At 71.6% G+C, this 15,869-nt stretch carries 15 protein-coding genes and 1 pseudogene; 3 read left to right on the top strand and 13 right to left on the bottom strand.

All coding sequences use genetic code 11. The features are described from left to right. Nucleotides 1-11: 11 nt before the first annotated feature. From ACZ56V_RS23515 to ACZ56V_RS23505, 3 genes are read right to left on the bottom strand one after another with little or no spacing between them, the layout of a single operon-like run. Nucleotides 12-869, bottom strand: a complete 858-nt coding sequence (locus ACZ56V_RS23515) for a carbohydrate ABC transporter permease (protein ID WP_468944931.1) — start codon at nt 867-869, stop codon at nt 12-14. Continuing rightward, nucleotides 866-1,798, bottom strand: a complete 933-nt coding sequence (locus ACZ56V_RS23510) for a carbohydrate ABC transporter permease (RefSeq protein ID WP_468944928.1) — start codon at nt 1,796-1,798, stop codon at nt 866-868. The genes ACZ56V_RS23515 and ACZ56V_RS23510 overlap by 4 nt, the downstream gene beginning before the upstream one ends. A 38-nt stretch (nt 1,799-1,836) precedes the next feature. Continuing rightward, entirely contained in the window at nt 1,837-3,105 is a 1,269-nt protein-coding gene (locus ACZ56V_RS23505) for an extracellular solute-binding protein (protein WP_468944925.1), read from the bottom strand. 226 nt (nt 3,106-3,331) lie between these two features. Between ACZ56V_RS23505 and ACZ56V_RS23500 the strand changes: the two genes are divergently transcribed. Both ACZ56V_RS23500 and ACZ56V_RS23495 read left to right on the top strand, forming a co-directional pair. Beyond that, nucleotides 3,332-4,177 (top strand): GntR family transcriptional regulator, encoded by an 846-nt coding sequence (locus ACZ56V_RS23500; protein WP_398908723.1) that lies wholly within the window; start codon nt 3,332-3,334, stop codon nt 4,175-4,177. 173 nt (nt 4,178-4,350) lie between these two features. Continuing rightward, nucleotides 4,351-5,775, top strand: coding sequence for a Gfo/Idh/MocA family protein (locus tag ACZ56V_RS23495; RefSeq protein WP_468944922.1), 1,425 nt, complete (start codon nt 4,351-4,353; stop codon nt 5,773-5,775). A 48-nt stretch (nt 5,776-5,823) separates the two neighbouring features. On the opposite strand, the gene ACZ56V_RS23490 is transcribed toward ACZ56V_RS23495, so the two are convergent. Continuing rightward, nucleotides 5,824-6,576 carry a hypothetical protein gene (locus ACZ56V_RS23490; protein WP_398908726.1) on the bottom strand — a complete coding sequence of 251 codons (753 nt, stop codon included), beginning with the start codon at nt 6,574-6,576 and terminating at the stop codon, nt 5,824-5,826. 330 nt (nt 6,577-6,906) lie between these two features. Here ACZ56V_RS23490 and ACZ56V_RS23485 point away from each other — a divergent pair, with 330 nt between their 5' ends. Then, nucleotides 6,907-7,110: a cold-shock protein gene (locus ACZ56V_RS23485; protein WP_003978336.1), complete on the top strand. Its 204-nt coding sequence runs from the start codon at nt 6,907-6,909 to the stop codon at nt 7,108-7,110. Between the two features lie 93 nt (nt 7,111-7,203). Here ACZ56V_RS23485 and ACZ56V_RS23480 read toward each other — a convergent pair whose 3' ends face one another. The 9 genes and pseudogenes from ACZ56V_RS23480 to nadE all read right to left on the bottom strand — a co-directional run bounded on the left by ACZ56V_RS23480 (nt 7,204) and on the right by nadE (nt 15,788). Then, entirely contained in the window at nt 7,204-8,037 is an 834-nt protein-coding gene (locus tag ACZ56V_RS23480) for an alpha/beta fold hydrolase (protein WP_468944917.1), read from the bottom strand. Nucleotides 8,038-8,074: 37 nt separating this feature from the next. Further along, nucleotides 8,075-8,890 carry an SAM-dependent methyltransferase gene (locus ACZ56V_RS23475; protein WP_398908729.1) on the bottom strand — a complete coding sequence of 272 codons (816 nt, stop codon included), beginning with the start codon at nt 8,888-8,890 and terminating at the stop codon, nt 8,075-8,077. Nucleotides 8,891-9,112: 222 nt separating this feature from the next. After that, a complete protein-coding gene (locus tag ACZ56V_RS23470) occupies nt 9,113-9,847 on the bottom strand; it encodes an SDR family oxidoreductase (protein ID WP_398908731.1) in 735 nt (244 codons plus the stop codon). Nucleotides 9,848-10,031: 184 nt separating this feature from the next. Beyond that, a complete protein-coding gene (locus ACZ56V_RS23465) occupies nt 10,032-10,613 on the bottom strand; it encodes a TetR/AcrR family transcriptional regulator (RefSeq protein WP_398908733.1) in 582 nt (193 codons plus the stop codon). A 10-nt stretch (nt 10,614-10,623) separates the two neighbouring features. Further along, nucleotides 10,624-11,133: pseudogene (locus ACZ56V_RS23460) on the bottom strand (YncE family protein); the annotation flags it as partial. A gap of 165 nt (nt 11,134-11,298) precedes the next feature. Then, entirely contained in the window at nt 11,299-11,952 is a 654-nt protein-coding gene (locus tag ACZ56V_RS23455) for a maleylpyruvate isomerase N-terminal domain-containing protein (RefSeq protein WP_467380095.1), read from the bottom strand. An 87-nt stretch (nt 11,953-12,039) separates the two neighbouring features. Beyond that, nucleotides 12,040-13,131, bottom strand: a complete 1,092-nt coding sequence (locus ACZ56V_RS23450) for an AI-2E family transporter (protein WP_467380097.1) — start codon at nt 13,129-13,131, stop codon at nt 12,040-12,042. Nucleotides 13,132-13,286: 155 nt separating this feature from the next. Beyond that, nucleotides 13,287-14,810 (bottom strand): glycerol kinase GlpK, encoded by a 1,524-nt coding sequence (gene glpK, locus ACZ56V_RS23445; RefSeq protein WP_356372050.1) that lies wholly within the window; start codon nt 14,808-14,810, stop codon nt 13,287-13,289. 147 nt (nt 14,811-14,957) lie between these two features. After that, nucleotides 14,958-15,788, bottom strand: a complete 831-nt coding sequence (nadE, locus tag ACZ56V_RS23440) for an ammonia-dependent NAD(+) synthetase (protein WP_468944910.1) — start codon at nt 15,786-15,788, stop codon at nt 14,958-14,960. Between the last annotated feature and the right edge of the window lie 81 nt (nt 15,789-15,869).

Below are 15,869 nucleotides of genomic sequence, written 5' to 3'. Positions count from 1 at the left end.
GGTGGGCCCGGTCAGCCCTTGACGCCTCCCGAGGCCAGACCGGCCGTCACGTGCCGCTGCAGGGCGAGGAAGATGATCAGTGCGGGGAGTGCGAAGAGCGTGGAGGCGGCCATGGTGGCCCCCCAGTCGGTGCCGAAGGTCGACTGGAACGAGGAGAGCCAGACCGGGAGCGTGCGGCTGTCCTGCTGCTTGATGATGAGGAAGTTGGCATAGGTGAACTCGTTCCAGGCGGTGATGAAGCCGAACAGCGAGGTGGCCATGAGCCCGGGGGCCAGCAGCGGGAACGCCACCTTGCGGAACGCCATGGCCCGGGTGCAGCCGTCGACCTGTGCCGCCTCCTCCAGCTCCGGCGGGATGCCCGCGATGAAGCCGCGCAGCACGACCACCGTGAACGGCAGCGTGATCATGAAGTAGATCAGGGTCAGTGTCGGCAGCCGGTCGAGCATCCCGGTGTCGCGGGAGATGATGTAGACCGGGATGATCAGTGACTCCCAGGGCGCCATCTGCGCGACGAACACCGCCAGCATGAACTGCCGGCGCCCGCGCCAGCGCATGCGGGCGACGGCGTAGGCGGCGCCCAGGGCGACCAGCAGGGCGAGCAGGACGGCACTCAGGGTGACCAGGAGGCTGTTGCGCCAGAACAGCGCGAAGCCGTCGGCGCCGACCGCCTTCCGGAAGTGCTCGAACGTCCAGGCGCCCGGCACCAGCCGGGGATCGTAGGACTGGATGTCCGTCGACGGTTTGAACGCGGTCGTGACCATCCAGTACACGGGTAACAGGCAGACCACCACGGTCAGCGCGGCGGCGGCGTTCAGCGGGAGGCGGCGCAGCGCGCGGCGCACCGGGGGACGGGGACGCGGGGTGCTCACGGCTGCTCGCCCTCCTGACGGAACAGTTGGCGGAAGTAGAGGACCAGCACGCTGCTCATCAGCAGGACCGTGAGTATCGAGGCGGCGGAGCCCAGGTCGTAGCGCTGGTGGGCCAGCGCGGTCTGCACGGCGTACACCGGCAGGATGGTGGTGGCCTCGCCCGGCCCGCCGCGGGTCATCACCCAGATCTGCACGAACGCCTTGAACGTCCAGATCACTTCGAGGGACAGGACCAGCATGAAGATCGGCCGGACCAGCGGGAAGGTGACGGAACGGAAGACGCGGGTGGACCCCGCGCCGTCCATGCGGGCGGACTCGTACAGTTCGGCCGGCACCGTGACCAGCGCCGAGTAGAGCGTGATCGCGGCGAACGGCACGGACTGCCAGACGATCAGCACCACCACGATGCCGAACGCGGCCCCGCCGTGGGCGAACCAGGGATAGCCCTCGAACGACTCGAACCCGAGGCCGGTGAGGGCCTCGTTGACGATGCCGAACTCGGAGTGGAACAGCCACTGGAAGACGGTGGTGGCCGCGACCACCGGTACCGCCCAGACCAGGACCAGGGAGCTGAGGACCACGGTCCTGGCCACCCGCCCGAGCCGCTCGGCCATCAGCGCGACCAAGGTGGACAGCACCATGATCGCGACGACGTTGACCGCCATGAACACGAAGGTCCGGCGCACCACCTCCCAGAACTCCGGGTCGCCGAGCAGCGTGCGGTAGTTGCGCAGCCCGACGAAGTCGGCGTCCCCCAGGATGAGTTGGCGCAGCCGGAAGTCCTGGAAGGAGATGAGCACGGCCCGGACCAGCGGATAGAGCAGCAGGTACAGCATGCCCAGTACGGCGGGGGCGACCAGCAGGTACGGCCAGAGCGCCCCCCGCCCCGCGGCGCCGGGCGGCACGCTCCGCTCACGGACGGTCGACACGTCGCCTCCTGATCTCGTGGTGTCGGGGACGACGGCGGTCAGGAGTCGCTGCCCAGCGTCTCGGTGATGTGCCGGGACGCCTCCGCCGCCGCGGACTTCGCGTCCTCGCCGGTGAGCACGGCCGTCATGTACTCCTTGATCGGGTTCTTGGCCTCGACCGCCGCCCACTGGGGCGTGTTGGGCGTGGCGTGTCCGTTGGCGGCGGCGGCCGCCATGGCCGCGGTGCCCGGGTCGTCGGCGACGGCGCCCGCCAGGGTGGTCTTGTTCGGCACGTAGCTCATGGCGACGGCGAGCTTCTTCTGCCAGGCGTCACCGGTCAGTTCGCGGATGAGGGTGAAGGCCTCCTCCTGGTGGGCGGCGACGGCCGGGACGACCAGGTCGGAACCGCCGGTGAAGACGGCGCCCGGACGGTCGGCGGTCTTGCCGGGGATCGGGAAGAAGCCGAGCTTCCCCTTGAGTTCCGGGTTCTTCTCCTCGATGACCTTGGCCCCGCCCGGCACGGCGATGATCTGGGCGACCTGCCCCTTCGCCATCACCTCGGCCTGCGGCGGCTGGGCCTCGTCCGAGTCCTCGGGCCCCTTGCCGAGGGCCTGGAGACGCCGGTAGAAGTCCATGGCCCGCAGCGCCCCGGGGCTGTCGAGGCCGCCCTTCCACCCGCCGCCGGACTTCACGGCCAGGTCGCCGCCCTCGTCCCAGACGAAGCCGGACAGCACGTACCAGTTCTGCCCCGGCAGGTAGATGCCCTGGGTCCCGCCCGTGTCCAGCTTGCGGGTGGCGGCGATCCACTGGTCCCGGGTCCTGATCCGCGCGGGGTCGATCCCGGCCTTCTCGAACAGGTCGGTGCGGTGGATGACGACCCGGTTGGCCGCGTAGTACGGGATGCCGTACTGCTTGCCCTCGTACGACCCGGGCTCCGCGAGCCCCTCCAGCCAGTCGCCGCCCCCCAGTTCCCCGACGCGGTCCGTGAAGTCGGTGAGGCCGCCGCTCTGGGCGTACTGGGCGACCTGGGTGTTGCCGACCTCGATGACGTCCGGGGCGTCGTTGCTGGCCAGGGCCGCGGTCACCTTCTCGCCTATGCCCTCCCACTCCTGGATCTGGATCTTCACGTCGATGTCCGGGTGGGCCTTCTCGAAGCCCGTCTCGAAGTCCTTCTGGAACTGGGCCGAGACACTGTCGCGCATGAGCCAGACGTCGAGGGCGGTCCCGCCGTCCCCGGCGGCGTCGGAGGTGCCGCCGGACGAGGAGCAGGCGGCGAGCCCGGCACTGAGCACCAGCGTGGAGAGCAGGGCGAGCGAACGGTACTTCACGGTTCACCTCTGGGAGAGCTGGAAGGGACGACACACCCGCAGTTGACCAGTAAGGGGCGCTGGGCTTACCAGTCGGCGTTGGTCGAAGGTGGCATGGACCAATGAGGGCGTCAACCCCTCACGTAAGTACGGGTTTTCGGCCGATCGAACCGGGGGAGTGGCTGGTTCACGCCCGAGGTGGACAGGTAAGCTCGGCTGACCAGCAGACCAGTTACGGGAGTACTGCATGGAGATCGACGCCGCCGCCTCCGGTGCGGTGCTCAAGCGGGAGCGTGTCCGCGACGCCGTCCTGGAACTCATCGAGGACCGGCGCCCGGGGGACGCGATTCCCTCGGAGCGCACCCTGTGCGCCGAACTCGGCGTGTCCCGGCCCACGTTGCGTGCCGCGGTCGACGAACTGGTGGTCGCCGGACTGCTGGTGCGCGAGCACGGCCGGGGCATGTTCGTCGCCGCCGAGAAGATCACCCAGGAACTGGTCTCCGACCGCCGGGCCTTCAGCCTCCCGCAGGCCGCCGGCGCCTGGACCAGCAGGCTCCTGGAGGTCCGCACCCTGCCCGCGGGCGCCCGGGTGGGCCGCAAGCTGCGCATGTCGCCCGCGGCGCAGATCCACTACGTGGCCCGCCTGCGCCTGGTCGACGGCTCGCCCATGGCCATCGAGTACCTGCACGTGCCCGCCGACCTCGTCTCGGACCTGACCAGTGAGGAACTGGAGCAGGGCGACCTCTACGAGCACCTCGGCGAGCGGCACGGCGTCCGGGTCAGCGAGGCCGTGCAGTCCATCGAACCCACCGTGGTCACGCGCGCCGAGGCCGACCTGCTCGACGTGCCCGAACTGTCCCCGGCCCTCCTCTTCGAGCGGCTGACCACCGACACCCGGGGCCGGCCCGTCGAGTACGTGCACTCCCTCTACCGGGGCGACCGCTACCGGATCGTCTCCCGGCTCACCCTGGGCCCGCGCGACCAGACGCCGCCTTCGGACGAGGGCCACCATCCGGGCATCCCGCCGGGGGACTTCACCACCAAGGACCCCGTCACGCTCTCCACGCGCGGGGTGGTGCAGGACGGGATGTAGCGGTGCCACAGGTGCGCGGAAATGCTCGGAACGGCTTTGTATCGAGCACGTATTGACATGTCTCGGCTGACGCCGCAGAGTCATGCCCCGAACGTGTCCGACAGCTCGACAGCCCGACGTTGCCCGACCGCGCCCCGACCGTGATGCGAACCGCCACGAGGAGTGTTGCCGTCATGTCCGAAACGCCCGCTGTCTCACGCCGACTGCTCCTGGGCTCCGCCGCCGCCACCGGCGCCCTCGCGGCCGGAATCGGAGCCGCCGCCCCGTCCGCGTCGGCGGCGGCCGAGCAGGCGCCCCGCCGCAGGCCCGGCCAGAAGTCGATGATCGGCGTGCCCTTCGCCGCCCACCGGACCGTCCGCGTCGCGGTCATCGGCCTCGGCAACCGGGGCGGCGGCATGATCACCGGCTGGGCGGCCGTGCCCGGCTGCACCGTGACCGCCGTCTGCGACATCCGCGCCGACCGGGCCAAGCGCGCCGCCGACCGCCTGGAGAGCAAGGGCAACCCGCGCCCCGCCGAGTACGGCGGCTCCGCCGACTCCTACGCCCGGATGCTCCGCCGCGACGACATCGACCTCGTGTACGTCGCCACGCCGTGGGAGTTCCACTACGAGCACGGCCGGGCCGCGCTCCTCAGCGGCAGGCACGCCGTCGTGGAACTCCCCATCGCGACGGAACTGCGCCAGCTGTGGGACCTCGTCGACACCTCCGAGCGCACCCGCAGACACCTGCTCCTGTCCGAGAACTGCAACTACGGCCGCAACGAACTGGCCATGCTGAAGGCGGCGCACGACGGCCTGTTCGGAGACCTCACCAACGGCCACGGCGGCTACCTGCACGACCTGCGCGAACTCCTCTTCTCGGACACCTACTACACCGACTCCTGGCGGCGGCTGTGGCACACCCGCAGCACCGCCTCCTTCTACCCCATGCACGGGCTGGCCCCGATCGCGGCGGCCATGGACGTCAACCGCGGCGACCGCATGACGACCCTGCGCGCCACCGCGACGGCCCCGAAGGGACTGGCCGACTACCGGGCCCGCTTCGTCTCCCGGGACCACCCGTCCTGGAAGGAGACCTACATCAACGGTGACCTGGTCACCTGCATGATCGAAACGGCGAGGGGCAGGACGATCCGGGCGGAGCACGACGTGAGTTCGCCCCGGCCCTACAGCCGGATCAACACCCTCGCGGGCAGCCGCGGCATCGTCGAGGACTACGCGGGACCCGCCCCGACCGGCGCCCGCATCTACGTCGAGCCGGACCACGGCGGCCACACCTGGCGCGACTTCGAGGGCTACCGCAAGGAGTACGACCACTGGCTGTGGCAGAAGGTCGGCGACGACGCCGCGAACAACGGCGGCCACGGCGGCATGGACTACGTCCTGCAGTGGCGCACCGTCCAGCTGATGCGCGCGGGGCTGGTACCGGACATCGACGTCTACGACTCGGCCGCCTGGTGCTCGCCCGTCCCGCTCAGCGTCACCTCGCTGGCCGGGGGCGGCCGCCCCGTCGAGATCCCGGACTTCACCCGGGGCGCCTGGCGGCAGCGCAGGCCCGGCCTGGACTCGGCGCCCACCGACATGCCGCCCGTCGGCTGAGCACGGCACGCGGGCGGCCCCTGGTGCGGCAGCCGTCCCCGGGGCGCCCTACCGCGCCAGGACCTTTTCCGGGCCCATGACGACGACCGGCTCCTTGTCGGGGTCCAGGGCGGTCAGCAGCGCGCGCATGTGCTCCTCGCTCAGGGACACACAGGCGTTGGTCGGCCCGTCGTGGTCCACGTGGATCCAGACCCCGCCGCCCTTGTCCTCGCCCATGGGGCGGGTCTTGTCCAGCGGGGTGGTGCCGGCCACCCGGTTGTAGTCGATGGCGACCACGTAGTCGAACGACCCCTCCAGGGGCTCGCCCAGGTACCCGGTGCCCGACACGGAGAACTCCGGGTCCTCGTCGTAGGGGAGCCGGGTGCCCGGGTCGGGCAGCCGGCCCCCGGCGTCGCTGAGTCCGAAGACGCCGATGGGCGAGTGCAGGTCGCCCGCCTCGTGGTCGTCTGTCCAGCCGCGCAGGCCGTTGTGCGCGGGCCAGGGACCGGCGACCGCGCGCCAGCCCTCGGCCGGGTACTGCTCGTAGAGCACCACCTGGGACCGCGACGAGGCCTCGTCCTCGCCGGTGACCACCAGGGCCTGCCGGGTGCCGTCCGGGAACCGCTCCCGCATGACCGGGCCGACCCCGGGGAGGGGGCGGGGGAAGGAGCGCGGGGGAGCGGGGCGCGGGGCCGTGGAACTCGCGGGTGCGTGCGCGTCCTGCGAGGGGGCGCCCGCGGGCCCCCGGGTGCAGCCGGTGGCCAGCACGCCGGTGCACATGACAGCGCCGATCACCAGGGCCAGCGCTTTCCTGACGGTCATATCGATCTCCGACTCCGTGTGTGGACTCTTCATAGCTAGACCACTTCCGGAACCGCGTCGTGCGGCCGCCTCGCCGTCTCCCCCGGATGGCGCAGTGGGGACCCGCGCGGCGGCGGTCGAGGCCTCAGGTCGGCAACAAGGTTCCCGCTCACCCCCCTTACTCACTGGTGAGGCTCGGACATGCCGTGTAGCGTCAGCAGCAGATGTCGTGGTTCGCCCAGACCGCCCGCGCCGGAGTGCGGGCGGTTTGCTGTGCAATGCCGGAGGACCAGGACGACCACCTCCGGGTTCGCGCGGTGCGGATCCGATAACGGCTGAAAGGCAAAAGGCATGGCCAGCGGAACTGTCAAGTGGTTCAACTCTGAAAAGGGCTTCGGCTTCATCGCGCAGGACGGCGGCGGTCCCGACGTCTTCGCGCACTACTCCAACATCAACGCTCAGGGCTACCGCGAGCTGCAGGAAGGCCAGGCCGTGACCTTCGACATCACCCAGGGCCAGAAGGGCCCGCAGGCGGAGAACATCACCCCCGCCTGATCGGGAGATCGCCGAGCAGGGCGGGGCCCCGGGGGAGCGCTCGTTTCCCCGGGGTCCCGCCCTGTGGCATGTCGTCCCGCGGGCGGGCGCCCGTCAGCGCACGCCGCGGAAGAAGCCGAGCAGGGCGGCCGTCAGCTCGGCGGGCGCGTCCTCCTGGACCAGATGGCCCGCGTGAGCGATCGGCTCCCAGCGGGCACCGGGGACCAGACCGGCCAGTTCGCGTCCCTTGGCCACGGGGATCCAGGCGTCCTCCTCGCCCCAGCAGATCAGCGTCGGCACGTCGATCCCGGCGTACCGGTCCTGCATCTCGTCGGTGTACCGCTGGTCCGCCTGGGCGATCTGCCGATAGAAGGCCGGCTGACCCGTTTCGCCGAGCCAGGGCTCGACCAGCCGGTCCAGGACCGCCAGGTGCAGCCCCGGGCCGCCGGTGGAACCGATGTACTCGCGCACCAGCGCCCGGTGCAGCGCCTCGGGCAGCTGCTCGAAGACCTCGGCGTGGTCGCGGACCAGGCGGAAGAACGGCGACCCCCAGGGCGCCAGCGCGACCGGGTCGACCAGGGCGAGCGCCCCGTACCGGGCGCCGTGCAGCAGATGGGCCCGCAGGGCGACGGCACCGCCGAAGTCGTGCGCGGCCACGAGGGGTTCCTCCAGTCCCCAGTACTCCAGCAGCTCCGTGAAGAGACGGCCCTGCGCGGCCAGGGACACATCCTGTCCGGCGCCCTTCTCCGACAGTCCGTAGCCGGGCATGTCCCAGACGAACACCTGGTGGTCGCGCCCCAGCGAGCGGGCCACCGCGCGCCAGACGTACGAGGAGAAGGGCGTGCCGTGCAGCAGGACCAGCGGGCGCCCGCCCGGGGCGCCCAGCCGGTTCCAGCGGACGGTGCCCGAACTGCCGGCGAACGACTCGGGCAACGGCCATGCGGGCATGGTGCGGGTTCCTCTCGGTCCGGCGCGGGTCAGGGCGTCACGGCTTGCGGGCCAGCCCGCCGTGCTCGCCGATGAGCTTCGGGGCGTCGGCGTCCGCGTCCGGACGCCACTGGGTCACCGGGACCACGCCGGGCTCCACCAGCTCGAGACCGTCGAAGAACGCCGTGATCCGGTCGACGCTGCGCAGGATGTACGGCGCGGCACCGCTCGCGTTGTAGGCGTCCTGGGCCCGGTCGAACTCCGGGTCGATGCCGCGCGAGCCGTCGTTGATCGAGAGGTAGCTGCCGGACGGCAGGGCGTCGACGAGCCGGGCGGCGACGGAACGCGCCTGGTCGTAGTCGGGGATGTGGCCCAGGATGTTGCTGAGGATCAGCGCGATGGGCTTGTCGAAGTCCAGCGTCTCGGCGGCCGCCGCGAGGACGGTGTCGGGGTCGAGCACGTCGGAGTCGATGTACGCGGTCGCGCCCTCGGGCGTGGAGTACAGCAGCGCACGGGCGTGGGCGAGGACCATCGGGTCGTTGTCGACGTAGACGATCCGGCTCTCGGGCGCGATGCGCTGGGCGACCTCGTGGGTGTTGTCGGCGGTCGGCAGCCCGGTGCCGACGTCCAGGAACTGCCGGATGCCCGCCTCGGCGACCAGGTGGGTGATGTTGCGGCGCAGGAACGCGCGGCTGCTGCGGGCGATGGTGACGATGCCGGGGAAGACGGCGGTGTACGCGTCCCCGGCCTGCTCGTCGACCGGGTAGTTGTCCTTCCCGCCCAGCCAGTAGTTCCAGATCCGGGCCGAGTGCGGCACGGACGTGTCGATCTTCTGCTGCGCGGCGTGGCCGGGGGTCGTCGAGGGGTCGCTCATGGGTGCGGTCCGTCTTTCAGCCGAGGCGTGGGTGCTTGACCACAACCTACGTCGCAACGGCCCCCTTCCGTACACCGGTTGGCCGACGGGCCCGGACCGGACCGGGCGGCCGTTGGTCCTGGGGCACCGTCGTGCAGTGCGGCGGTCCGCGGAGACGTTCTCCGAACGGCCGTTCAACGGCCGGACGCCGGCCGAAGACCTGCCGGGTGGCCGCCCGGCCGCCTACTGGGCGCTGGCGGCCGGGCGCACCACGATCTCGTTCACGTCCACCTCGGCGGGCCGGGAGACGGCGAACGCGATGGCGTCGGCGATCGCTGAGGCCGGCACGGCCACCGAGCGGTAGGTCTTCATGTCCTCGCGCGCCCGCGGGTCCGAGATGGAGTCGGCCAGCTCGGACTCGGTGACGCCCGGGGAGACCACACTGACCCGGATGTCCCCGGCCGACTCCTGGCGCAAGCCCTCGGACAGGGCGCGCACGGCGAACTTCGTCGCGCAGTAGACGGCGGCGGTCGGCACCACCTCGTACGCGCCGACCGAAGCGATGTTCACGACGTGCCCGCCGCCCTGTTCCCGCATGACCGGCAGGGCCGCCGCGATGCCGTGCAGCACCCCGCGGACGTTGACGTCGATCATCCGGTCCCACTCGTCCACCTTCAGTTCCGACAGGGGCGAGAGCGGCATCACGCCGGCGTTGTTGACCATCACGTCCACGCGCCCCCAGCGTTCGGCGGCGGCCGACACGAAGGCCCGCACGTCGGCGGCGTCGGTCACGTCGAGCCGCCGGTAGCCGGCGGTGCCCCCGTCCGCGGTGATCCGCCCGGCCAGCTTCTCCAGGCGTTCGGTGCGGCGTGCCCCCAGGAACACCCGGTGGCCGTCGGCGGCCAGGCGCAGGGCCGTCGCCTCACCGATCCCGCTGCTCGCGCCGGTCACCAGAACGACCTTGGTGGTCTGCGTCATGACGATGTCCTCCCGATGGATGGTCCCGCAGCTGTCTGCGCCACCGAGTCTGCGCGGTACGGCGGGGGCGGACCAGGACGGTTGGTGCCTGGGTGCGGCACACCCAGGCAACGCGCCGGGCAGCCGCCGCGGCCACCTTCGGGAGGGCGGCCCGAGCACTCGGGCCCCCGACCCGGCCGCGTGGCTAGCCGGCGTTCGCCGTGCCCCGTGCGGATGCCGTGCGGAGGATGTCGAAGCACTCGGCGAGCAGCGGCCGCAGCGGTGGCTCCTGCCCCTCGTCGATCCAGCGCCGGAAGGCGACCTTGAGCACGGCGATCGCCGCCTCGGCGGCCAGCCGCGCCGTCAGTTCGTCCACGCCGCGCTCACGCAGCGCGTCGGCGAGGGAGCCGGACAGGGACGCGAGCTTGGTCAGTTCCCGCTCCCGCAGCTCGGCGTTGGCGTCGATGACGCCCTGCCGCAGGCGGACCAGATCGCCGCGCTCCTCGAAGACATCCGCCGCGGCGTCCAGGGCGGCGGCCACCGCCTCCATCGGCGTCGCCGTCGAGGGCGCCGCCGCGACGGCGCCCACGCACAGCTCCTCCAGCCCGCCGGAACCGCCGAAGAGGACCTCCCGCTTGTCGGCGAAGTGCCGGAAGAACGTCCGCTCCGTCAGCCCCGCACGCCTGGTGATCTCGGCCACCGGGGTCTGCTCGTAGCCGCGCTCCACGTACAGCTCCAGCGCCGCCCGCTCCAGGCGGCCGCGCGCGTTCGGCTCCCATCGACCCATGCCGCGGAGTCTACGCGAGGGCAGGCACTGTCATGCCCGGCTCCGCCCGCCCTCCGGGGACCGGCCCCGGTGGCTCACGCGTCGCCCGGCCCCTCGTCGCCAGGACCGCTGCGGCCAGGGGGCGCTCGCCCACAGGGAGCCGTGTCACCCGGCCGGTGTCGATGTCGACGCGACTCAGGCCGTTCCAGTAGCCGTCGCGGGTGAAGCCGCCCGAGACGTAGGCGGTGCCACCGTCGGCCGAGAGGGCGACGGTCTCGTGCGGGCCGTCCAGGGGGACGACCCGTTCGTCGCCGTCGGGCGTGCGGACGGTCAGGGACGGGCCGTCGTCCTCGGACGGGTCGATCGGGCCGGTGCCCACCACGTAGAGCGTGCCGTCGGCGCCCGCCGTGACGCCGTGCTGGTGGGTGTTGGCGGTCATGGCCTCGATCCGGACCCGCCCGGTGCCGGGGTCGACCACCGCCTGACGCTCACCCTCGAACGGCAGCAGCAGGGCTTCGTCGGAGGGGCGTACGGCGGTGTAGTTCGACGCTCCGGCTCCCTCGCCGCTGCCGGACGGACGACGGCCCTGTCGTCCGATCGGACGACCCGCTGAACGACGCGGTGGGCGTCCCGCTGGGTGTCCTGCTGGACGGCTCACCGGCCGCCCCGTCGGCCGCCGGGGCCCCGCGGGGACCGGATGCGCCGGTCAGCCGACCGGGAAGGGGAGCCGGCCCGCCAATCCGCCCAGCGCGGCCGTCTCCGCCGCGGTCGGTGCCCGCCGTCCGGTGCCGATCAGCAGCGCGTCCCGGTCGGTGAACGACGCGGGGAACGCCGCTCCGACGACCCCTTCCAGCAGTTCCCGCGAGCGCCTGAGCCCCTCCGCGGGCGGTGCGGCCGCCTCCGGGAGGTGCGCGACCAGGTCGAGATGGTGCAGGGACCATTCCAGGACGTACGCCGAGAGGTAGTCGCCCGCGGTGAGCACCTGGTCCTGGGTACTGACCCGGCCGGTGGGATCCGCGAGCACCGCGGCGCGGCCCGCTGCGGAACCGACGTCGTCGAGATGGAACTTGAGCAGCCACGGCTGCTCGTAGGCGGCGGCCAGGCGGACGATCAGTGCGTCGAGCGGGTCGTCCCCGGTCGGGGGCTCGACGACCTGCCAGTAGGTCACCGCGTCCCGGGTCGGTTCCTCGACGGTCGGGGTGGCCAGGGTGATCAGGACGTCCTGGGCGTCGATGACCAGGTGGCAGACCAGGTCCCGGACGAGCCAGCCGGTGCAGCCGGACGGCCGGGCGAAGTCCTCGTCGGACAGGTCGGCGACCGCGGCGAGCAGGGCCGACCAGGAGCGGCTGAAGGGATCCACGCCCGACAGCCAACACCACCGCCCGCCCGGCCGCGACCCAATTCGCGCGAGGGGCCCGTCCTTCACGTGCGGCGCCCGTGCGCCGGCTCAGCCGTCGGCGGTAGCGGCCTCCTCGGGCGGCTCGGCCAACTGCTCGCGCACGTAGTTCCACACCACCGCGATCAGGGCGGCGAAGGGGACGGCGAGCAGGCTGCCCACGATCCCGGACAGGCTGCCGCCCAGCGTCACCGCCAGCAGGACCACCGCCGCGTGCAGACCGAGGCCACGGCTCTGGATGATGGGCTGGAAGACGTTGCCCTCCAGCTGCTGCACCACCACGATGATCGCGAGCACGATGAGCGCGTCCGTCAGCCCGTTCGACACCAGGGCGATCAGCACGGCCACGAAGCCCGCGAACAGGGCACCCACGATGGGCACGAACGCGGACACGAACGTCAGGACCGCCAGGGGCAGTACCAGCGGCACGCCCAGGATCCACAGGCCGAGGCCGATGAACACGGCGTCGAGCAGCCCCACCAGGGCCTGCGACCGGACGAAGGAGCCCAGGGTCTCCCAGCCGCGCAGGGCGACGACCGGGACGTCGGTGGCCAGCCGACCGGGCAACTGGCGGGCCAGCCAGGGCAGGAACCGCGGCCCGTCCTTGAGGAAGAAGAACATCAGGAAGACGCCCAGGACAGCGGTGATCAGGCCGTTGACGACCGCGCTCACCCCCGTCGCCACCGCGGTGGTGATGCTGCCGACGCTGTCCTGGATGCGCGCCACCGCCGAATCGACCGCACCGGTGATCTCGTCGTCACCGATGTTCAACGGAGGTCCCGCGGCCCACTCGCGCAGACGCTGGATGCCCTCGACCACGCCGTCGGACAACTCATCGGTCTGGGAGGACATCGGCACCGCGATCAGCGCCACGATACCCAGGACGACCAGCAGGAAGGCCACCGTCACCACCGCGGCGGCCAGTGCCGGACGCCAGCCGTGCCGCCGCAGGAAGCGGGCCGAGGGCCACGTCAACGTGGTCAGGAGCAGACCGACGAGCAGCGGCCACACCACCGACCACATACGGCCCAGGAGCCACAGGGTCACGGCGAGCATGACAAGTATCAGCAGCAACTCGCCCGAGACACGGGCGCTGGTGCGCAGCGCGGCCCGGGTCCTCGCGGCGCTCAATCCGGCAGACATGGGATCACCCTAAGGGGACGCCAGTACGACGGACCCACCAGCCCAACAAGAGCCAGCTGTTCACTACTTCCCCCGGGCAAGGACGAACTGCTCGTCAAGCCCGGCAGGAATGGCGGGACGTGGTGATCGAGCGCTACGAGTGGTCCGCCCCCGGGTCAGCTCTCGGGGACCTTGACCCAGTCGAGCGTGCGCTCCACCGCCATCTTCCAGCCCGCGTACCCCTCCGCGCGCTTCTCCTCGGACCACTGGGGCTCCCAGCGCCTGGACTCGCTCCAGTGGGTGCGCAGTTCGTCGGTGTCCCGCCAGAAGCCCGTGGCCAGCCCCGCCGCGTAGGCCGCGCCGAGGGCGGTGGTCTCCGCGACCACGGGGCGGCTGACGGGAACGCCGAGCACGTCCGCCTGGATCTGCATGCACAGGTCGTTGGCGGTCACACCGCCGTCGACCCTGAGCACGTCCAGGTGGACCGAGGAGTCCTGTTCCATGGCCTCGACGACGTCGCGGCTCTGGTAGCAGATCGCCTCCAGCGTCGCCCGTGCCAGGTGCGCGTTGTCGTTGTACCTGGCCAGGCCGACGATCGCGCCCCGCGCGTCGGAGCGCCAGTACGGGGCGAACAGGCCGGAGAACGCGGGGACGAAGTACATGCCGCCGTTGTCCTCGACCGTGCGGGCGAGTTCCTCGCTCTCGGCCGCCGTCTTGATGATCTTCATCTGGTCGCGCAGCCACTGCACGGCGGACCCCGTCACCGCGATGGAGCCCTCCAGCGCGTAGACCGGCGGGCTGTCGCCGAACTGGTAGGCCACGGTGGTCAGCAGGCCGTGCTGGGAGCGGACCAGTTCGGTGCCGGTGTTGAGCACCAGGAAGTTGCCGGTGCCGTAGGTGTTCTTGGCCTCGCCGGGCGAGAAGCAGACCTGGCCGACGGTCGCCGCGTGCTGGTCGCCCAGCACCCCCGTGATGGGCACGGCGGCGCGCAGGGGCCGGGAGGTCCGGGTCGTGCCGTACGCCTCCCGGTGCGAGGAGGGGTTGATGGTGGGCAGCATGCTGCGGGGGATGCCGAAGAAGCCCAGCAGTTCGTCGTCCCAGTCGAGCGTCTCCAGGTCCATCAGCATGGTGCGGCTCGCGTTGGTCACGTCGGTGGCGTGGATGCCGCCGTCGGGACCGCCGGTCAGGTTCCACAGGACCCAGCAGTCCGTGTTGCCGAAGACCGCGTGCCCCTGCTCCGCCGCCTCGCGGACGCCGTCGACGTTCTCCAGGATCCACTGGATCTTCCCGCCGGAGAAGTACGTCGCGGGCGGCAGCCCGGCCTTGCGGCGGATGACGTCGCCCCGGCCGGAGCGCTCCAGGTGGGCCGCGATGGCGTCGGTGCGGGTGTCCTGCCACACGATGGCGTTGTAGTAGGGACGGCCGGTGCGCGGGTCCCAGACGACCGTGGTCTCCCGCTGGTTGGTGATGCCGATGGCCGCCAGGTCGGTGCCCGACAGTCCGCCGTTGCGCAGGGCGTTCTGCATCACCGAGTTGGTGCGCTCCCAGATCTCCACCGGGTCGTGTTCCACCCACCCGGAGCGCGGCAGGATCTGCTCGTGCTCCAGCTGGTGCTTCGCGACCTCGTTGCCGCCGTGATCGAAGATCATGAACCGGGTGCTCGTGGTCCCCTGGTCCACCGCGCCGATGAAGTCCGCCATGTTCGCTCCGTCTCTCCGGCCGGTGTCGGTCCTGGTCCGGGTACCTCCTCGGCCAGACTAAGGCGACTTCTGGCAAACCGCACATAAAGGACGATGATCGGTGTGCGGCGGCCCCGGTGGAGGCCGCCGCACGGCACCGGCCGAGGGTCAGGGAGCGATCGGCAGCCGGCGCTTGTGGTCGGTCTGCCGGTAGCGGGTGAGGATCTTCTCGAAGGTCCGCTCCTTCACCGGCTTGCCCTCCAGGAAATCGTCGATCTCCTCGTAGGTGACTCCGAGGGCGTCCTCGTCGGCCTTGCCCGGGTCGAGGGTCTCCAGGTCGGCCGTCGGAACCTTCCGGACCAGCTCGGCGGGCGCGCCCAGCGCGTCCGCGACGGCGCGCACCCGGCGCTTGGTGAGGCCCGTCAGCGGTACGAGGTCGGCGGCGCCGTCGCCGAACTTGGTGAAGAAGCCGGAGACCGCCTCGGCCGCGTGGTCGGTGCCGACGACCAGGCCGCCGTGCGCACCGGCCACCGCGTACTGCGCGATCATGCGCTGTCGGGCCTTGATGTTGCCGTGCACGAAGTCCTGGTGGCCGGCGTCGCGGAAGGCCACGTCGGCGGCGAGCAGGGCGTCGAGCGCCGCGTCGCTCGCGGGCTTGATGTCCACGGTCAGTACGTGGTCGGCCCGGATGAACGAGAGGGCGAGCTGGGCGTCGTGCTCGTCGGCCTGGACCCCGTGCGGCAGCCGCATCGCGTAGAAACGGGCCTCGTGTCCCGCGGCGCGGGCCCGCTCCACGGCGAGCTGGCACAGTCGGCCCGCGGTGGTCGAGTCGACCCCGCCGCTGATCCCGAGCACGAGCGCGCGCAGACCGGTGGAGGTCAGCCGCTCGGCGAGGAAGGCCACCCGGCGCTCGATCTCCCGTTCGGCGTCGAAGGTCTCCGCGACCTCCAGTTCCCGGGCGATCTCCTTCTGCAGGGCGATGGACGCCGGCTCGCTCAATTCCGCTCCTTGTTCGACGGGCAGGGCAGTTCTTGTTTCACCCTACCCAGAGGCGCCCGGGGAACTCGGACCCGCCGTCTG

This window comes from Streptomyces sp. NPDC034099 (assembly GCF_055575415.1).
The sequence above is the reverse complement of the archived record's forward strand: the minus strand, read 5'-3'. Positions and strand labels throughout refer to the sequence as shown.

Excerpts from the sequence above, each read along its gene's own strand:
- ACZ56V_RS23495 (WP_468944922.1), top strand. The coding sequence starts at position 4,351 with ATGTCCGAAACGCCCGCTGTCTCACGCCGACTGCTCCTGGGCTCCGCC.
- glpK (WP_356372050.1), bottom strand. The coding sequence starts at position 14,810 with ATGGCGGACTTCATCGGCGCGGTGGACCAGGGGACCACGAGCACCCGG.
- ACZ56V_RS23500 (WP_398908723.1), top strand. The coding sequence starts at position 3,332 with ATGGAGATCGACGCCGCCGCCTCCGGTGCGGTGCTCAAGCGGGAGCGT.
- ACZ56V_RS23470 (WP_398908731.1), bottom strand. The coding sequence starts at position 9,847 with ATGACGCAGACCACCAAGGTCGTTCTGGTGACCGGCGCGAGCAGCGGG.
- ACZ56V_RS23490 (WP_398908726.1), bottom strand. The coding sequence starts at position 6,576 with ATGACCGTCAGGAAAGCGCTGGCCCTGGTGATCGGCGCTGTCATGTGC.
- ACZ56V_RS23475 (WP_398908729.1), bottom strand. The coding sequence starts at position 8,890 with ATGAGCGACCCCTCGACGACCCCCGGCCACGCCGCGCAGCAGAAGATC.
- ACZ56V_RS23450 (WP_467380097.1), bottom strand. The coding sequence starts at position 13,131 with ATGTCTGCCGGATTGAGCGCCGCGAGGACCCGGGCCGCGCTGCGCACC.
- ACZ56V_RS23480 (WP_468944917.1), bottom strand. The coding sequence starts at position 8,037 with ATGCCCGCATGGCCGTTGCCCGAGTCGTTCGCCGGCAGTTCGGGCACC.
- ACZ56V_RS23465 (WP_398908733.1), bottom strand. The coding sequence starts at position 10,613 with ATGGGTCGATGGGAGCCGAACGCGCGCGGCCGCCTGGAGCGGGCGGCG.
- ACZ56V_RS23485 (WP_003978336.1), top strand. The coding sequence starts at position 6,907 with ATGGCCAGCGGAACTGTCAAGTGGTTCAACTCTGAAAAGGGCTTCGGC.